This window comes from Pseudacidobacterium ailaaui (assembly GCF_000688455.1).
GTDB lineage: Bacteria > Acidobacteriota > Terriglobia > Terriglobales > Acidobacteriaceae > Pseudacidobacterium > Pseudacidobacterium ailaaui.
Genome location: NZ_JIAL01000001.1, coordinates 1,608,457 through 1,626,108, shown reverse-complemented (window position 1 = coordinate 1,626,108; position 17,652 = coordinate 1,608,457). Strand labels below are relative to the sequence as shown.

15 protein-coding genes are annotated in these 17,652 nt (G+C 56.8%); 4 read left to right on the top strand and 11 right to left on the bottom strand.

From position 1 onward, the window contains the following. Window positions 1–548 precede the first annotated feature (548 nt). The 6 genes from N655_RS0107150 to N655_RS0107125 form a co-directional block, all read right to left on the bottom strand. Complete coding sequence (locus tag N655_RS0107150; RefSeq protein WP_026442429.1) at window positions 549–2,438, bottom strand: aryl-sulfate sulfotransferase; 1,890 nt, start codon at window positions 2,436–2,438, stop codon at window positions 549–551. Window positions 2,439–2,496: 58 nt separating this feature from the next. Continuing rightward, entirely contained in the window at window positions 2,497–3,318 is an 822-nt protein-coding gene (locus tag N655_RS0107145; protein WP_026442428.1) for a hypothetical protein, read from the bottom strand. Between the two features lie 70 nt (window positions 3,319–3,388). After that, window positions 3,389–3,853: a hypothetical protein gene (locus tag N655_RS0107140; protein WP_026442427.1), complete on the bottom strand. Its 465-nt coding sequence runs from the start codon at window positions 3,851–3,853 to the stop codon at window positions 3,389–3,391. A gap of 94 nt (window positions 3,854–3,947) precedes the next feature. After that, window positions 3,948–4,382 carry a hypothetical protein gene (locus N655_RS0107135; RefSeq protein WP_026442426.1) on the bottom strand — a complete coding sequence of 145 codons (435 nt, stop codon included), beginning with the start codon at window positions 4,380–4,382 and terminating at the stop codon, window positions 3,948–3,950. Continuing rightward, entirely contained in the window at window positions 4,379–5,341 is a 963-nt protein-coding gene (locus N655_RS0107130; protein WP_081823620.1) for a VWA domain-containing protein, read from the bottom strand. Before N655_RS0107130 ends, N655_RS0107135 begins: the two co-directional genes overlap by 4 nt. A 237-nt stretch (window positions 5,342–5,578) precedes the next feature. Further along, window positions 5,579–9,280, bottom strand: coding sequence for a TonB-dependent receptor domain-containing protein (locus N655_RS0107125; protein WP_026442424.1), 3,702 nt, complete (start codon window positions 9,278–9,280; stop codon window positions 5,579–5,581). A 352-nt stretch (window positions 9,281–9,632) separates the two neighbouring features. Between N655_RS0107125 and N655_RS0107115 the strand changes: the two genes are divergently transcribed. The 4 genes from N655_RS0107115 (at window position 9,633) to N655_RS0107100 (ending at window position 13,913) form a co-directional block, all read left to right on the top strand. Then, complete coding sequence (locus N655_RS0107115; protein ID WP_044934140.1) at window positions 9,633–10,169, top strand: inorganic diphosphatase; 537 nt, start codon at window positions 9,633–9,635, stop codon at window positions 10,167–10,169. Window positions 10,170–10,171: 2 nt separating this feature from the next. Next, the gene (locus N655_RS0107110; RefSeq protein ID WP_026442422.1) at window positions 10,172–10,525 is read left to right on the top strand and encodes a DUF3147 family protein; all 354 of its coding nucleotides are present in this window, start codon (window positions 10,172–10,174) and stop codon (window positions 10,523–10,525) included. Further along, window positions 10,522–10,980, top strand: coding sequence for a DUF3147 family protein (locus tag N655_RS17805; protein ID WP_044934137.1), 459 nt, complete (start codon window positions 10,522–10,524; stop codon window positions 10,978–10,980). Before N655_RS0107110 ends, N655_RS17805 begins: the two co-directional genes overlap by 4 nt. Before the next feature lie 245 nt (window positions 10,981–11,225). Beyond that, complete coding sequence (locus tag N655_RS0107100) at window positions 11,226–13,913, top strand: glycoside hydrolase family 3 C-terminal domain-containing protein (RefSeq protein WP_238324552.1); 2,688 nt, start codon at window positions 11,226–11,228, stop codon at window positions 13,911–13,913. Between the two features lie 30 nt (window positions 13,914–13,943). On the opposite strand, the gene N655_RS0107095 is transcribed toward N655_RS0107100, so the two are convergent. Genes N655_RS0107095 through N655_RS0107075 form a run of 5 tightly spaced genes read right to left on the bottom strand, consistent with a single transcriptional unit; the run spans window position 13,944 to window position 17,593 of the window. After that, window positions 13,944–14,699, bottom strand: coding sequence for a DUF169 domain-containing protein (locus tag N655_RS0107095; RefSeq protein ID WP_026442420.1), 756 nt, complete (start codon window positions 14,697–14,699; stop codon window positions 13,944–13,946). Between the two features lie 17 nt (window positions 14,700–14,716). Further along, window positions 14,717–15,019: a cation transporter gene (locus N655_RS0107090; RefSeq protein ID WP_026442419.1), complete on the bottom strand. Its 303-nt coding sequence runs from the start codon at window positions 15,017–15,019 to the stop codon at window positions 14,717–14,719. Between the two features lie 21 nt (window positions 15,020–15,040). Beyond that, window positions 15,041–16,099 carry an ABC transporter substrate-binding protein gene (locus tag N655_RS0107085; protein WP_026442418.1) on the bottom strand — a complete coding sequence of 353 codons (1,059 nt, stop codon included), beginning with the start codon at window positions 16,097–16,099 and terminating at the stop codon, window positions 15,041–15,043. Then, a complete protein-coding gene (locus N655_RS0107080) occupies window positions 16,089–16,823 on the bottom strand; it encodes an ABC transporter permease (protein ID WP_202900326.1) in 735 nt (244 codons plus the stop codon). Before N655_RS0107080 ends, N655_RS0107085 begins: the two co-directional genes overlap by 11 nt. A 44-nt stretch (window positions 16,824–16,867) precedes the next feature. Beyond that, window positions 16,868–17,593, bottom strand: coding sequence for an ABC transporter ATP-binding protein (locus N655_RS0107075; RefSeq protein WP_202900325.1), 726 nt, complete (start codon window positions 17,591–17,593; stop codon window positions 16,868–16,870). Between the last annotated feature and the right edge of the window lie 59 nt (window positions 17,594–17,652).

Here is a 17,652-nt window from a genome sequence, read left to right as displayed (position 1 = left end):
ACACAGCAAAGCGCGAACGCGCGGATTCCACATCCGACAGCAGGAAAATGAGAACCGCAGCAGCCACAATTCCATCCCCGCTAACAGAAGGAAGCCATGGAGCAACGTCTGCGCGGGCCGCCGAAGTACGTTCCGCCTCAGACAACAGCTTGGCCGGAGGAACGGCTGCTTGCCTGTCTTTTGCTGGGTGATACAGAGAAGTTTTATAGAGGACACCCCAGAAAAACACCATCAGCGCCATCGCCCCAATGCAAAACGGTAGCCGTTGGTTTCTTATGGAAGTGAAACAGCGCACAGACAGGACAGGACCCTTTGAAAGATTTGGATTCCTGTCTGCATTTAAAAATGCACCGCTGCAATCCAAATGAATGCGCCATGAAATTCATTTGAATAAACGATGAAGAGCGTTCGGGCCAGCGAAGATGAGAGAAGAGCATCATCGCGTGGATGTCCGATGGAGGCGCGTCAAGCACCTTTCAGTCCTTATCCTGGCATAAAAAAGGCCCGCCCTGGTCTGGGTTGGTCTGGGTCTGGGCTGGGGCCGCAGCCTACCACTGGACTCCCGGATAGAGGCTCGGCAGCCTTTCTGTCCGGTACTGTACCGTGCCTCTCGTCCGCGCCTGCCAGACCACCTGCGGCGATGGACCATCCATATTCAGCTCCTGGACCAGTGAGCCTCCTGTAGTGGCGCAGAAATCGGCCTTCAGGTCGCCATTTGCGAGGTCCTGTACATTCCCTCCGAAGTAGCTGTAAAGATTTGCCGGCAAAGTGTAGTGAGAAAGAAGCGTGGCCGTCATCGCCGATTCGTCGATCTGGTAGACGGGAGCACTGGAGTAACATGCCGGAGCACCTTGCGTGCCGCAGAGAATGCCGCCCGGAAATTCCCGATCGTCTCCATTGTCCATGACTCCCAGGCGGAAGACCCCCGAGGTGTTGGGGCTGAAGAAGTCTGGGCCGTGCTGCGCATAAAACCAGTCTGTGGGGTCTGTCCCGCCTATCAGCTTAAAGTCTCCGCCCTCGCCCAGACGCCACAGCACCCTGCCTGATCCCTGGCCATCGGCATAATCAATTTTGATGATCCAGTTCTGATGGCGCACAGAAAGAAGAAGATCATGATCATCACTGGAGTACAGCAGCGAGTTGCTGTGGGTCCAGTCTGGAAAAAGATACGGATGCCGGTCCACGTCCAGATGATCAAAGGAGTTCCATACCCAGACCGGTTGGTTGTTCTGGTCCAGGTCCACAAGCACATCTCCCAGCACATTCGTAGTGCCAGGATAACCAGGAAGATTTTCAAATGTCTTGCTGACCGTCGCAAGTAAGACCCAATGTCCATTGGGTAAGGCGAGGACGTCATGATGCAGGCTTCCCAAAGCAAACGTATATCCCTTGGCGGCCAGCGCGGACGCCAGCGCCGATTGTGTCACCTCGCGGACCGTGTTCCCTGCAAGGTCTACCTCGCGGACGGCGTCTACCGTACCGGGCAGAATTTTGGCCCCTTTCAGCGCAATCGAAGAAGCATAGGAAATCAGCACAAGAAAATGCCCGTTCGGCAGCAGCTTGATCGGCTGGATTGCGTCCATCCTGGTCCCGTCACTGTAACTGTAGGTCCAGATAACATTGCCTTGCAGGTCTGTGGCAAATGCCTGCGCGCTTTCATACGGAATGAGGGTATCGAACATTTCAATTCCGGGCTGCGGCGTCTCTCCGTTGGAGGTGGAGGCAGAGACTGGGGCCGTTATCGGCGGCGTTCCCGTGGGAAACACATGATCGCGATCGGTGAGGGAGGCCCCATCGTTCAGCGTGACCTGCGCCTGCATGTGATACAGCGTCTGCCCCTTCATGCCGGCCACGTAAATGCTGACCTCACCGCCATTCGGAGAGGGCGTCGACTGTTGCCAGGTCACCAGGCCATAATTCGTATCCGGGCCAAATTTTATGCTGACGCTTCCCGGTGCGGGAAGATAGATGGAATATGTAGCCACCTGCGGGTTCTGCGTGGCAGTCACAATGCCGGGATCAATAATCGAAACGACCGCCGTCGCATCATTGGCTTGAGGGGACGAGGCCAGGGCAGCCGTGATGGTGACATTCGTGCTTAACTGCAACGTTGATGGGGCCGTGTAGTTTCCCTCGCTGTCCACGACCCCAACCGAGGCATTGCCGCCGGCAATGCCATTGACTGACCATTGCAGAGTACCGCCGCCCTGCGCAACCGCCGTAAAGTGCTGTTTTTCTCCCGGCAGCAGGGCCACATACTGCGGGCTGATCGTCACCGAGCCGCTTTGCCCTGCAACCGGAGGAGGCTGGCTGGGAGGGGGCTGCTGCGGGGCGGTCGTACTTGTGTTGTTGACGTGAATGCCGCACCCGACCAGACCCAGGCAGAACAGGGCCCCTGCCAGGGAAATACGCCGGCCCCAGAGTTTTGCTCTCTTCATTGGGCAGAAACAACCTCCTCGAAAGTCTTTCCTTCAGGCGCCCTGCGCTTCAGAATGCCTAAAAGCGGATTCCAAAGGTCACAGGAATCAGCCCTTCGGTCCCCGTGCCTTGCTGATGGGCGCTGGCCCGCGGCGAATCCACCCAAAGATAGCGCGCCTCAGCGTAGAGTTTGGCCTTGCTGTCAGGACCGAATGCTTTCCAAGTGAATCCAGTGCCGATATTCAGGCCCCCTTGATTGCTGGAAAAGTGCCCGATGGTGACATTCTGATAGCCATAACCGCAATAACCATAGAAATAATCACAAAACTCAACTGGCTGCGGTGAGGTAAAGATGGTCACCTTGCGATAGAACCCGCCTCCGCCAGTAACATAGCCTCCAAACTTGCTGGTAATCGAGTAGTTGTAGATGGGGTCAACGCTGAATCCCCAGGTGTGCACATGGCCGCCCGGTGCGCCAACGGCCGCCAGAGTGGCCCCGGGGATCTTGTTCGAGTGAAACTCATATTCAATCAGGGCCCCGAACTTGCTGGTAAAGTTCCAACCGGCGCCCACTCTGAAATTACCGCCATAAGTAACATAAGGATGGTCGTTGCCAATCGGAGCGGTAAAACCGCCGCCGGCCTCAAACGCCACGTGGCTCCAACGGCTCTCATAGGAAGTCTGTCCGTTGTTTTGACCATATTGCGGTGCTGCAGAAGCACCGTATCCCGCAGAACTTCCGTCGATGTCTTCGCTCATCCAGGCCTTGTAATCGCTGGAACTGGAATACCCCTGGGACTGTGCCCGCGCAGTAAGAACAGCTCCTGCCCATAGAACACAAAGGATTGCAGCCATCACTCCTCTGAAAAATACCGTGAGGCGGTGTAGGGTCAGATTCATGGTTTTCTCCTCGTTTCGCTGAAGTCGTTTTCAACATCACCGTTTGGACAGATAAAAATCCTCAATTCATCTAAGCTGCCTCCTTTCGGTCCGGTGGATCTTTCAAGGCGTAAACAGGGGCAAACCCCTTCAGGTTGCGGATGGCGGAAGCCATAAAGGTGCAAAAATCAGATCCGCCACACAAGACAACCGAGTACTCCGGCGGCACAGAAGCAAGCACCCGGATCGCTTGCCCGGGAGAGACTGGCAAAACATGCTTTACTTCCGGAGGCAAAGGCCGCTTTTCCTGCTCCGGTCGAAAATCAATCACAATCAGAGCATCCAGGCGGGAGGCCAGTATCTGAAAATCATTCATCCCGATCCACTTCACCGCGGGACGGCTTCCTGAATGGCCCCGAGACAGTGCCGGATCCAGCTCCGCCGAGAGAGGATAAACGCAGTCCGGCAGCCTGCGTTTCCGGGGCTTCCATACTTGGCAGGCCGAGTAAATAAGGGCAACGAGGACCATGCCCAGCAAGACCCAAATGAAGTACATGACCGCACTCCTTCATGGAGAAAGCTTTCCAACAAAACAGTTGCTGCGAGCATTCGCTGATCAATCTTCAGCAATATGCCCCGGCAAAAGGCCCTCAAAGAAGCTGAGAAGAAGGAGGTGCGCGCAGTGAGCAGAGGGGAGGAAAAATCACGAGAAGGAGGGCGGCATCCGCTGAAAGGCCCAAAGGACTTGCTTGTTGCGGAAGATGCAGTACAAGCAGTGTAAAAGGACAGACGTCAATTCCGTGGTGTGGACCCCTGCTCAGCAAAACAGAGGAAGCGGAACGAGGTCCCAGCCATAGCTTGGCGACGGTCCCCTGCAATGCGTGGTGCGGCTGCGAGTGGTACAGGGACACTTTGTAGCGGGTCCCCCAGACGACGACCGCCGCGGCCAGAAAGAGCAGTACGACCAGCAGTCGATAGGGCGAACGTTGCCGCAAGCGGCCGTTCTGTACTTCCGATAAGACCATGCCATCTGCAGGAGCAAGGGCCTCTCTTTCCACGACCCGGTGCCTGGATTCACGCTTCATTGCACTCCTCCCGCGCCTTTTGAGGGAGACGATGGAAGAAGCCAATAGCCACTCCGCGCAGCAACAACATTCGCCCTTACATTTCTCAATGCAACCTGCAAAGAATGAAAGCCTGGCTGTGGATTGCTGGGTCGAAACTCAAGGCTGTATGCATTGTGAATATGATTGGCGATTTCAAGGACGCGGTCTTCGAACTCCTTTTCTGAATCGAAGCGGTAAAAATCTCCGCCGGTCAGCTGCGCCAGCGCATCTGCCGCGTTCCGCTGCATCAGGCTGGCGGTCATCGCCAGGGGGTTCAGTGAGCGGAGCGTACCGAGAAAGTCCCGGTGCGAGGGAGAGTAGCACAGACTGTAAATTGAAAGGTCGCTGGCAGAAACGTCTCGGATAAGAGATGCCGTATCAGATAGGTTGCTGCCATGATCATGTCCGTCTGCGATCAGCAGGACGACCCGGCGATTTTCATCTGGGACGCCTTTGAACGCACGCACGGCCAGATGCACGGCGTCAAATAATGCAGCTTCCGCATTCCCGGGTCCTATCGAGCTCAATGCGCTCGCCGTATCGTCAGAGTCTGCCGCAAAACCGCGGACCAGGTGTGGCGTGCCATCAAAAGTAACCAAGGCCACCTGGTCCTCGGGATGGACGAGAATACTGTCCAGCAGGGCATCAAGATGACTGAATTTATGGAACTGGGCTGCTGCGTTGTGTCCGGTCTGAATCAGGACCAGCAAGGAAATCGGACGCATTTCGGCTTCAGGATCAAGTTGGACCCGCTGCTCGATACCATTGTCCTTGACCAAAAAGTCTCCCGCAGAAAGTCCGTACGCAATTTTCCCCGGTGCCTCTTCCACCAGAGCAGGAACAAGGACCAGAGATCGCGGGGAAACAGAATTCGTTGCCTGTCCATAGAGCCCCAGAGCAAGACCCATGATTAGGCAAAATGGCAACGACCGAAACATATCTTCTCCGGCGACCCCTCAGCACCAGTGATCTGCCTTGATAAAGCGCATTCAAAACAAACGACGAAACACCTCAGTATAGGCTGGCGGGTCCAGGCTCCGGAGCACAATTTTTTTGATGTTTGATAAGTTCTTTGAGTGCCTGCATGACGCAGGTGTCACACTCTTGCGGGGACTGGAGCGGTGCCTTCTTGTGAAATCTCCGCGCAGGGAGGTTGCCCCTTGCGACAGGCTTCTTTAAAAGCTGACCCTGCCCGTAAACTGCACCTGCCTGGGGCTCCCCAGCGGATTCGTAATGACGCCAACCCCCTGACTGCTGAAGGTTGCCGGGTCCGCTCCCGGACCAAGGGGCGTTATTCCTGGAGGGTCGTTGAAGTCTGATCCGGTGAAGTTGTTTCCCGGTGTGTCGAAACTCGGGGTATTGCTGACGTTGAATACATCCATACCCAATCGCACCGAAATCTGGTCCCGAAACTGCACTTCCTTAAAGATGGACACATCTGCTCGTTTCTGGAAGGCGCCGCGGAAGATGTTGCGGCCGCCAGTGGCAAATGTGGATTCATAGGTATCGCACGCAATGGTGCCGGCCGTGGTTGGCCCGCAGGGAGGAACACCCGATTCTCCGGGCTGCAGTGTAGGGTACGTAAATGCGCTCGGCTTAAAAGCTACGTTCTGCGGATTGACCGTCTGGCCGTTGAAGTTGGCAAATGCACCGCTGTGTCCGGTAAGTGCCTGATGAGGACTCACTCCGGGGTAGAGCGGAAGAATTGGATTGGTAAGAAAATCATTGGAGGCGAAGAAAATACTACCTACCGTACCGCTGAAGTCATAGACGTTATAAGGTTGACCGCTTTGAAATGTGACGATGCCAGTCATGCCCCATCCATTCACCACTTTGCTTACCAGAGAATTGCTCCTTACAAACTTCGGCAACATATAGGTATAACTGGCTGTCACGACATGGGTGCGGTCAAAATCAGAAGACCCGTACCCTGAACGCAGATTTCTCGGATCATTGCCGTTATAGAACAAGCCATAACCGCTGCTCTCATCCAGCGCATGGGACCAGGTGTAGGAAACAAGGAAATTCAGGCCATTTTTAAAGGTCTTCTGGGCCGACGCCAGAAGTGCGTTGTAATGTGAGATTCCGGCTGTCGTCCACGCCACCGAGTTGGGGCTATAGCCGATATAGGGAGCGCGCAGGTCCGTATTGCCTCCGGTCGAGGTATTGTAAGGCTCGGAAAGCAGCACGTTTCCCGCCGCATCGGTTGCGTTATAGCCATAGGAATAGATCTGGCCATTGACCGGATGCGAAGGTGTTGCCACTTCCGGCTCATTGAAAGGTAGCGGGATCGTTTGCCGCACTCCGTGATTGCCGGTGTAACCAATGGTGACTGCGATGTCGGAGCGCAGTTGCCACTGCCAGTCCAGACTCCAGTTTTCGGTGTATGGCAGCTTGTTGTTCAAAGCGTAGGCGCCGAACAGATACGGTGTTGCGCCATTTTCCAGGGCCTGCTGATTTGGCAAGTTCTTGATAAAGTCCGCCGGATTCGTATCCACCACCGGAGGCGTCGTGCCAAAAGGATTCTCAAAGGTGCTCGAAGAAGTCGAAGTGACTTGCTGCACAAAAGGCGGCTGCAGGGTCACGCCAAAGGGTCCGTTGAATCCAAACCCCGCACTGGGAGAGAAATTGGTAAAGTATTCGCCGCGGTCGTAGTAGATGCCGAATCCCGCCCGCCAGACAATGTTGGGTCTCGGGCTGTATGCCAGTCCAACGCGAGGCGCAAGGCCCCATTGCCGCTGGGTCAGCGTGGACTTGCTGGCCCCGGGAGTTGCATATTGCTTGTTATTGGCAGCAACAATAAGGCCACTGTTCGTGATGGTGTCCGTAGAGAGGTCGTATTGGTACTTACTGGGGTCGAAATTCACCAGATGGCCAAACTTCTCGTAGAGGCCGGCATCGTAGTCATAACGAATGCCCGCAGTCATCGTAAGCTTTGGCGTCACCTGCCATTTGTCCTGCGCATACGCCCCTACCTGCGGGGCCCGATAGTAGCGATTCGTAGGTCCTACAAAATAGGCACTGCTGGAAGAGCGCAGCGGGGCGCCTTGAAGAAAATTTTTGAGCGAGTTAAAACCCAGGGTTGCTACCTGGTTGGCCCGGTTCAGAATATTGAGCTGCGTGAAATCGTAGTTCGCACCAAAGGTCAGGGTATGGTGGCCCAGGACCCAGTTCAGATTGGACGTGCCTTCAAACGTGTTCTGCGCAAAGCCCGTATTCGCAAAATTCGAGCTGGGGCCGATGTCAAGCGTGTTCCCGTTCGTATCAAAATTTCTTGCACTTACCGCCGGAAGATAAGGACTGCCGAACACGTTGATGCCTACCGCATCTGGCCCGAAGGGCTGGGCCGTATAAGACCCGACAACCATCCGCAGGAAACCAAATGTCGCGTCCCAGGAGAGGTTCGGGCCGAAGATCTTTGTATTTTCCAGCGCAAATGTCTGGCTTCCGGAATTGAAGGTCTGCGGAAAGCCGAGCAGAGGTGTGCTTGAGTAAGGGCTTTCGGTAGGATCGTGCTGGTAATAATATTTCCCGGTCAGTGTGTCGCTTTTAGTAATGTCGTAGTCCATATTCAGCAATGCGCGGTCGGCCTGAAACCGGGACGCAGGACCTGCAATGGTGACGTTGTAGGCTGCATTCGGGTCTGATGTAGTCGGCGATGGAATCAGATAGGCGCTCCCTACCTTTGCCTGCAAAAACTTAAGGGCCACCGGATCAATCTGCGTGGACGCGGGCAGCCCCGCCTGCACAACCAAGGGCTGCAGCCCCGAGGCGCTGCGGTCGTCCGTGAGCGAGCTGGGCACATGGAACTGACTCAAAGAGTTCAACTGGTCGCGGGCGCGTGTATATTGGTAGGCCGCGTAGAAAAACAGCTTGTCTTTTTTGATGGGGCCGCCAAGTCCCGCGCCTGCGTCATAACGGTGCAGGTCTGGCGTGGGCAGGCTGTTTTGTTTATAGAAGAATGGGTCTGCATTGAGCGCTGCATTCCCAAAGGTACCAAACAGCGCCCCATGAAACTGATTGCTTCCCGACTTTGTCGTGACATCAATGTGCGCGCCCGCTGTGTCTCCCTGAGAGACATCAAACATGGAGGTATTTACCCGCATCTCTGCGATGGTCTCCTGCGGTGGCGTCGGTAATGCCTCTCCAATCGCATCGTAGATAGAGGTGTTGGTCCGGATGGTCCCTCCGTTCTGGAACGATTCGCCTGTATTGAGCACCGCACGGTTCGCGCTTACCTGGCTTGAAGATGCGCCATTGAACAGATTGTTGGCCATTACGCCATTAAATGTGAAGGTGTTGCTGGAGAGGCGTTGACCGTTGGCCCAGATGTTCTGGTTCCCCAGTCCAGTGTTCGTGCCGGTATCGGAGAGGAAATCGGCGCTGACCCCAGGGCTTAAGGTCGCCAGTTGCGTGAAGCTTCCAGTCCCCAGAGGTAATGCGGAAATTTGTCCACTGTCGAGCACATAGCCATTGGTGGTATCGACTGAGTTCAGCAGAGGTGTCGCCAGGACTTCCACGGAGGTGCTTACCGAACCTGGTTTCAGCTGCACATTCAGCGTCACCGAACGGTCCGCCTTTACAGCAATATTGGAGATGTTTTCCGTGGAAAATCCCTCATGTTCAAAAGTCAGGCTGTACATACCAATGGGCAGGTCCTGCACGACATAGGTCCCATTGCTTTGCGTCTGCACTTTGCGGACTGCGCCTGTCTGCATATTGGTAACAGTTACGGATGTTTGCTTGATAACAGCGCCCGAAGGATCACTGACGGTCCCGTTGATCCGTCCGAGTGTTTGCTGTGCAAATCCGATGGGCGTGAGCTGCTGGGCACTGGCAAGGAACAGCAACATAAAAATTGCTTTTGCGTATCTCATCTTGCACTCCTGTCGTTTCCGGGGCCATCTGGTTCGGAAACCGCCGTCAGCTGTCGGAGAGCACCATCATTCATTGATGTGCCCTGCTCAGCTTGCGTGAATTTATACCCCTGTGCATTAGCTAGTTCAACAACATAAAAAGAAGATGAATGCTCTCAGCAATCTTTTTTATGAGAGAAAAAAATTCCTGTTGCATCGTCCAAGCTGTCAAAACCAGCGACGTCCTGCACTTGCTGAATGCCGCGCCCCTGCAACGTTCAGCTAAGATTCCGCCTCTAAGGCTGTGTGGCGTGGCCACCTCAGGGGTCGTTTTTCCTGAAGCCAGCGCCCATTTTTCACCAACGGAGGCACGATGAAGGCGCTGGCAGATCCAGTCCGTCTTGCTCCTCTGGACAAGAAGGGCCATCTTCTACAGGTTGTGGTCGAAACCCCCAGAAAGAGCCGCAATAAATTCGCATTCGATCCCGAACAGAAAATCTTCATTCTGAAAAGTGTTCTGCCGGCAGGCATGGTCTTTCCTTATGACTTCGGTTTTCTGCCACGCACCAGGGCCGAAGATGGAGATCCGCTCGACGTGCTACTGCTCATGGACGAGCCGGCCTACCCTGGTATCTGCGTAGGCTCACGTCTGATCGGCGTCATCGAAGGGGAACAGCTGGATGGCAAGAAAAGGCTGCGAAATGACCGCCTGCTGGCCGTGGCTGCCGTGACCCATGAATACGCGCGGATCAAACGCTTCGGTGATCTTCCCGAGCACTGGATTACGGAGCTGGAACAGTTCTTTGTGAACTATCACAACCTGGAAGGAAAGAAATACCGCCTGCTCGGCGTTCGCGGACACGATACCGCCATGAAACTCATCCAGAAATCCCGCAAAGCATTGAGGTAAACATGCAGGAATCCCTGTACCGTTTTCTTCTGGGCGGCACTCTGGTCACTCTCTTCGCCATGCTGGCCGACGTGCTGAGGCCGAAAAGCTTCGCAGGACTTTTCGGGGCCGCCCCTTCCATTGCCCTCGCCACCCTCACCCTGACGATTGTCCATGAGGGCAGAAATGCTGCTGCGCTTGAGGCACGTTCCATGGTCCCCGGAGCGCTTGGTTTTCTTGTGTATGCAGCCATGGTGAGCTGGACCTTGCGCCGCTGGAAGACCAGCACACTGTGGACCACGGTCCTCCTGATGCCGCTCTGGTTTGTCGTGAGTTTTTCTACCGCAGGACTCTTTTCCATGGCCACGGCCCGATGATTGAGATCCGCACGTCCGCACTCCGGGAATCGAAACCACACGAGTATCTTCTGCGTTTTCTCTTTGGCGGCCTCTGCAGTCTGCTGGCTGGCCTGGTGGCCAAACGCTATGGCCCGGAGATCGGCGGCTTGTTCCTGGCCTTTCCTGCAATTTTTCCTGCCGGTGCGAGTCTGATTGAGTCGCACGAGCGCAGAAAAAAGCGCGCCATCGGGAAAGACGGTACGCTACGCGGCAGGATGGCTGCTGCCAGCGACGCCGCCGGTGCCGCTCTGGGGTGCGTGGGTCTGTCTCTGTTCGGCTGGACCCTCTGGCAGCTGCTGCCGCGGCTGCATTCTGCTCTGTGCCTCGTCCTTGCTTCTCTGGTGTGGCTGGTGATCACCCCCGGTCTGTGGGAGCTGCGCAGACGCCGCTTTCTTGCCCGCAGATGCAGAGGCAGGAGCAAGGTCTCGGGCTGAAAACCTCCCTGCCTCGGCTCACACAAAACCACGCTTTCGGACCGGTCTTCTCCTTTCCGGCCTCTGTCTTGAGCAAACCAAATCCTCAAAGCCTGCCGGGAACTCTTACGGACCGGGTTGTCTTAGAAATCCAGGAGGAAAGGTTGCAGCGTTGGCTTTAATTTGACAGAAGAAAATCAATTTAGTATCAGTGGTTGGGTCCATTTCTGGAAATGAAATCTGCCTCAAACTCAGGAGAGACATTCGTGCACCATCAGAAACAGTCTGCTTTTCGGTGGAACTCTGCTTTTTCTCGGATACGCCAGTTCCGTCAAGCCGCGGTCGTTGTGCTGTGCCTGCTTTGCTGCCGCTGCAGCTTCGCGCAGCAAACACCCGCTTATTTGAATCCGGCCCTGCCGCCGGAAGAGCGTGCAGCTGATCTGGTAAAGCGCATGACGCTTGAAGAAAAGGCCTCGCAGCTTGTCAATCAGGCGCGCGCCATTCCTCGTCTGCATGTCCCCGCCTACGACTGGTGGAGTGAGGCGCTGCATGGAGTAGCGGTCAATGGCACAACAGAATTTCCTGAACCTGTCGGCCTTGCCGCTACCTTTGACCCAGACGCCATCCACAAGATGGCAGTCGTCATTGGCACCGAGGGCCGCATTGTTCATGCTAAGGAGGTCCAGGCCAATGGCGGCAACAGCTCCATCTTTCACGGCCTCGATTTCTGGGCACCCAACATCAACATCTTCCGTGACCCGCGCTGGGGCCGCGGACAGGAAACCTACGGTGAAGACCCCTTCCTGACCGCGCGCATGGGCGTGGCCTTCGTGACCGGAATGCAGGGCACAGACCCGAAATACTACCGCGTCATCTCCACGCCGAAACACTTCGCCGTACACAGCGGTCCGGAGCCGACCCGCCATGTTGCGGACGTGACTGTGAGCAAGCACGATGAGCTGGACACTTACCTGCCTGCCTTCCGCGCCACGGTCACGGAGGCCCAGGCCGGTTCTGTGATGTGCGCCTACAACAGCATCAACGGCGAGCCTGCCTGCGCCAATCAGTTTCTGCTGCAGGACCAGCTGCGCGGCAAGTGGAAGTTTGGCGGCTACGTGGTTTCAGACTGCGGTGCAGTGATAGACATCTACCAGAACCATCACTTCAAACCGACCCAGGCGCAGGCCTCGGCCATCAGCCTGCAACGTGGAATGGACAATGAGTGTGTAGACTTCACCTTCAAAGTGAAGGACGATCACGACTACAAGCCCTATCTCGATGCCGTCCACGAAGGTTACCTCAAGGAGAGCGACATCGACCGCGCCCTTGTCCGGCTCTTTACCGCCCGCATGAAGCTCGGCATGTTCGACCCTCCGGAGATGGTGTCCTATACGAAGATCGACCCCGAAGAGCTGAACAGCCCTGCGCATCGCGAACTGGCGCGCAGGATCGCCGACGAGTCCATGGTGCTGCTGAAGAATGACGGAACGCTGCCGCTGAAGACCAGCGGCCTCAGGATTGCCGTCATCGGTCCACTCGCAAGCCAGACCCGGGTGCTTCTGGGCAATTACAACGGCATCCCTACGCATACGGTCTCCATTCTTGAAGGACTGCGAAAGGAGTTTGCCTCCAGCACGATCCAGTATGTTCCCGGAACACAGTTCCTCAACCACGATGCAGATCCGGTACCAGCCTCGGCATTGGGCGGCATCAAAGAGAGCTTTTCCAGGCTCGATATGACGAACATCAACCGGCCCGAAGCCATGAAGCCGCTGGCTGAGCGGAACGTCTCGACGATCGATGTTTCTGCACAGCCCCTCCCTGCCGAGGTGGCCCAGGTCCACCCTCTGGCCATACGCTGGGAAGGCACACTGACCGCGCCGGCGACGGGTGACTACAATCTGGGCCTTAAGGCAAACGGGTTTTTCCGCATCCAGCTCGACGGAAAAAATGTCACCTCTTCCTATAGCGGTGATGCCAGCGAAGCCAAGCTGGGCCGTGTCCATCTGGAGGCCGGAAGGCCCTCCACGCTCCGCGTGGAATACACGCCGCCGGAGCAGGAAACACCGGCAGCGCAACTGGTCTGGTCCAAAGTGGACATGAGGCCGCAACCTGAGGCCATCACAGCAGCGCAGAACGCCGGTGTCGTCATTGCCGTCCTTGGCATCACCAGTGAACTCGAAGGTGAAGAGATGCAGGTCAGTGAGCCCGGCTTTAAGGGTGGCGACCGCACCAGCCTCGACCTTCCTAAGCCCGAGGAAGACCTTCTGGAGGCCCTGGTGGCCACCGGGAAGCCGGTCGTGCTGGTGCTGACCAATGGCAGCGCGCTCTCCGTCAACTGGGCCAAAGAACACGTGAATGCCATCCTCGATGCGTGGTATCCGGGCGAAGAGGGCGGGACGGCCGTTGCCGAAACGCTTTCCGGCAAGAACAATCCGGCCGGACGCCTCCCGGTGACGTTCTACACCGGCGTGGACCAGCTTCCGCCTTTCGAGAGCTATGACATGAAGGGGCGCACGTATCGCTACTTTGAGGGAACGCCGCTCTATCCCTTTGGATACGGATTGAGCTATACCACCTTTTCCTACAGCAACCTCAAGTTGCCGGACAGCGTAACTGCAGGCCAGCCGCTGACTGCTGAGGTGACCGTCACCAATACCGGCAAGGTAGCAGGGGACGAAGTGGCCCAGCTCTATCTCAGCTTCCCGGATGTGAAGGGCGCTCCCATTCGCGCGCTGCGCGGCTTCCGGCGCGTGCATCTCAACCCCGGCCAGTCGGAGACCGTTCACTTTGAGTTGAAGCCGCGTGACCTGAGCATGGTGACTGAGGACGGCAAGATCATCGTTCCGGAAGGCAAGTACTCTGTCTCTGCCGGAGGCGGTCAGCCGAACACAGGAGCACCAACAGTGGCCGGAACCTTTGAAATGAAGGGCACAGTCACGCTGCCCGAATAGGACGCAGCAAACAGCAGGTCCAGACGCTGCTTACAGGGTCTGGACCTGGACCACCAGTTCTTCGATGGAAGGCCGTCTCCCTGCGGCCAGCTCCCGCTGCCTGATCTGATGAAAGCGGGACAACGTCCGATTGGCCGCGGCCAGCACCTCGACCCGCTGGGCATAGGCCTCAAGAGTTGCGCCCGGCAATGCAAACAGCATCGTGTCCTCGCGCAGGACATCCAGATATGCGCGCGCACCGCAGCATCCCATGCTTACCGCCGCCCGTCCGGTGTTGGCCACCTGAGGGACCACCGCACATGCCGGCCTTCCCATGGCGGGAGCATGGCCCTGCTCCACCTGCTGCACCGCTTCTGAAAGCAGCAGCGCCTGGCTTGCGTTCACAAACAACAGCACAACATCGGGCCGTACCCTCGCCTCATCCAGCGGAGCATAAAGAACATACCTAGGACTTTTTTGAAGCACAGGAAGCGCGGCGACGTCTTCTTCCCGCACGTAATCAAGTTCGCGGAAGAGCTGAAGCGCCGCCATCAGTTCCTGCTGCTGTGCTGGCCCGGCTTGTAGGTTGTGCGTATAGGTTCCAATGGCGCAGAGGGCATGGTCCACGGCAGAGGTCGCAAAGCTGGCCGTAGCGCCTTCCTGCCAGAAACGGCATCCTGCGGGGACCCGCTCCGGATATTGCGGGACACCATCGGGTACGGCATCGGTGAAGCATACCGCTACGGGTCTGTGCAGCAGGGAAAGGTCCTGCATGAGCCCCTTAGCGATGCGCAAGTAGTCCGTCACGGGGTCCCTTTCTGCAGCTAGGCGTGTTTTGGAGTAGCAGTAAAGCCCATCTCGGCGATGTAGCCCTTCAGTTGCTCCTCGGTGACCTTTTCCGGGTCAAAGCGGATGCTGACCGATGCATTCGGATAACTTGCCTTGGCGGAAAGGACGCCCTTCTTCTGTTGCAGAAGGGTCTCCAGACCTACGGCGCAGGTGATGCAGGTAAAGCCCCTGACCGCGTACTCGACGGAACGGGCCTCCCCGCTGTGCAGCTTTGCGGCCGCAGCCAGGCCCGTTGCTCCGGCAGCGCCAATGAATTGAAGAAAGTGTCTGCGTAACATATCTCCTCCTTACCGGAACGGCTAATTGGCCGCGGCGATCCCCGGCTCATACTTCCAGGGCGTCTGCATCGTGGCTTTGTCTGAAAAACGAGTATCTGTGTAGTCAGAAAACTCTATCTTCTTATTCAGCACGCCGGTTTCCATCATCAGGTCGCGCACCAGGTCAAAGTCCGCTTTCCTCGGAGCCAGCGGAGAATAGACGACGCGGTCCATCGGCTTGGTCAGGGCCCAGCGCAGCAGGGCAGGCTTCTGGTTATAGTAGTAGCGCCCTACAAAGTCCGCTGCGTCTTCCCGGTAACGTTTGCCCTTGTCCAGCCATAGACCGGAGCGCGCAATCCCGTCGACCAGCACCTGGACGGCCTCAGGACGCTTGTCAATCAGGTCCTGGCGAACCACAAGTATGCAGGACATATAGTCAGGCCAGTAGTCCCGCGCTTGGAAGAGCACCTTGCCGTAGCCTGCCATCTCCGCCTGGGAAGGAAAAGGTTCGCCCATGACAAAACCATCAATCGCGCCTGCGGCCAGCGCACCGGAGACATCGGGGGGTGCCATCTCTACCATATGAATGTCACCTGGCTTCATTCCCCAGATCTTCATGGCGCGGAACAGGATGAGCCTTTCATCGGAAAAGCGGCTGGGAATGGCAACCGTGCGGCCCTTCAGGTCGGTGAACTGTTTTACCGGTCCATTTTTGCTGACCACCAGCGCGCTCCCGTAACGATGGCCCAGGTAGACCACCTTAATCGGGACGCCTTGCGCGACCAGCGCAATGGCCAGGGGCGCCACAATAAACGCCGCCTGCACCTTATTGGAAATCAACGCTTCTTTGATCTCGGGAAAACCCTGAAACATCCGGGGCAGAAAGATCTCACCGCTTTCGGAAAACTTTGAGATATAGTCGGTCACCGGACAGGTAAGCTGGCAGGTGACAGGAAGATACGCCACCACGACCTTGCGCTTCTCCGGCGGACGGAAGTCATTAAGCACCGCCCCCCAGTTCACATTGAGATATCCATGGAGGGCCGTAATCAGGACCAGCCATGAGGCCAGCCCCAGAATGGCAATTCGTTTAGGATTCATTGCGAAACCCCCATCGCACTGCTCTCATCTTCTCCAGGCTGCGGAAGGCCGTATCGAGGACCAGACCGATGACGCCAATCATGAGAATGGCGGCCACCACCAGGTCGTAGCGTTTTCCGGAATTGCGGGAATCAATCACCAGAAAGCCCAGACCGGAGTCAACAGCAATCATCTCTGCCGCCACCACCACCAGCCAGGCAATGCCCAGCGCGATACGCAGCCCGGTCAGGACCTGTGGCAATGCCGCCGGGAAGACCACTCGGGCCAGAATCTGCGCCGGGGTCAGGCCAAAGTTGCGCCCCGCACGCCGGTAGATGGCCGGCACATTGGAAACGCCGTTGATGCAGGCAACCACAATCGGAAAGAAGGAACCCAGAAAAATAAGGAAGATGGCCGCCTTGTCTCCCACGCCAAAAAAGATGATGGCCACAGGAATCCAAGCAATCGGGCTGATGGGGCGCAGCACTTGCATGACCGGATTCACGACCTCGTTGGCCGCCGGATACCAGCCCAGCAACAGGCCCACCGGGATGCCCGCCAGAACAGAAAGCCCGAAGCCAAGGGCCACGCGCCGCAGCGAGTCTCGTATGTCGGCCCACAGAACATGGTGGCGCAGAAGTTCACCCATGCCTTTCTCGACATCATGTGGGGAGGGGAAGACCCGCGTGCCGCTCCAGAGCACTCCATAATGCCAGAGCAGCAACAGCGCTCCAGTGGCCAGCACGGGCCACAGAAACCTTTCCCATCTTTGCTGTTGACCAGTCCCGATCATATCTGGTGCGCCAGTCCAATCTGTTGAAAGATTCCGTCACGCAGCTCCAGATAGCGTGCCGAACTGAGATTGCGCGGATGCGGAATGTCGATGTCCACAATTTGCTGGATCGTCGCCGGACGCGAGCTCATCACCACCACCCGATCGGCAAGCTGCACGGCCTCGTCAATATCATGCGTCACAAAGATGATCGTCTTTCGCTCGGCCTCCCAGATGCGCAGCAGTTCCTTACGCATCACCAGCCGCGTAATCGAGTCCAGCGCGCCGAATGGCTCATCCAGAAACAGCATGTCCGGATTCACGGCCAGGGCGCGCGCGACTTCCAGCCTCTGCTTCATTCCTCCGGAAAGCTCGCTGGGATAGGCCTTTTCAAAGCCCTGGAGTCCGACCATCTTCACGTAGTGGGCGATGCGCTGTTCGCGCTCCGCCCGGGACAATCTGAAGAGCCCAAAGCCGATGTTGCCTTCGACCGTAAGCCAGGGAAAAACACCCCGCTCCTGAAAGACAAAGATACGGCGCGGGTCCGGCCCCTGCACCACTTCGCCGTCCACGCGGATCTCTCCTGCCGTGGGCGCAAGAAACCCAGCCATAGCATTCAGCAGGGTGGTCTTTCCGCATCCGGAAGGGCCAACCAGGCAGACAAACTCGCCATCGCCCACCTCCAGGCTCACATTTTCAAGTACATGGACCTGGTCTTTGTCGCGCTGAAAGGTGACGCTCACATTCTCAACGCAAAGCTTGGTCTTCAACGCAGTTTTAGGAACAGTAGTTTCTTTTACAA

Coding starts and splice junctions, on each gene's coding strand:
- N655_RS0107125 (WP_026442424.1), bottom strand. CDS start 9,280: ATGAGATACGCAAAAGCAATTTTTATGTTGCTGTTCCTTGCCAGTGCC.
- N655_RS0107115 (WP_044934140.1), top strand. CDS start 9,633: ATGAAGGCGCTGGCAGATCCAGTCCGTCTTGCTCCTCTGGACAAGAAG.
- N655_RS0107130 (WP_081823620.1), bottom strand. CDS start 5,341: ATGTTTCGGTCGTTGCCATTTTGCCTAATCATGGGTCTTGCTCTGGGG.
- N655_RS0107110 (WP_026442422.1), top strand. CDS start 10,172: ATGCAGGAATCCCTGTACCGTTTTCTTCTGGGCGGCACTCTGGTCACT.
- N655_RS0107090 (WP_026442419.1), bottom strand. CDS start 15,019: ATGTTACGCAGACACTTTCTTCAATTCATTGGCGCTGCCGGAGCAACG.
- N655_RS0107085 (WP_026442418.1), bottom strand. CDS start 16,099: ATGAATCCTAAACGAATTGCCATTCTGGGGCTGGCCTCATGGCTGGTC.
- N655_RS0107135 (WP_026442426.1), bottom strand. CDS start 4,382: ATGAAGCGTGAATCCAGGCACCGGGTCGTGGAAAGAGAGGCCCTTGCT.
- N655_RS0107140 (WP_026442427.1), bottom strand. CDS start 3,853: ATGTACTTCATTTGGGTCTTGCTGGGCATGGTCCTCGTTGCCCTTATT.
- N655_RS0107150 (WP_026442429.1), bottom strand. CDS start 2,438: ATGAAGAGAGCAAAACTCTGGGGCCGGCGTATTTCCCTGGCAGGGGCC.
- N655_RS17805 (WP_044934137.1), top strand. CDS start 10,522: ATGATTGAGATCCGCACGTCCGCACTCCGGGAATCGAAACCACACGAG.
- N655_RS0107145 (WP_026442428.1), bottom strand. CDS start 3,318: ATGAATCTGACCCTACACCGCCTCACGGTATTTTTCAGAGGAGTGATG.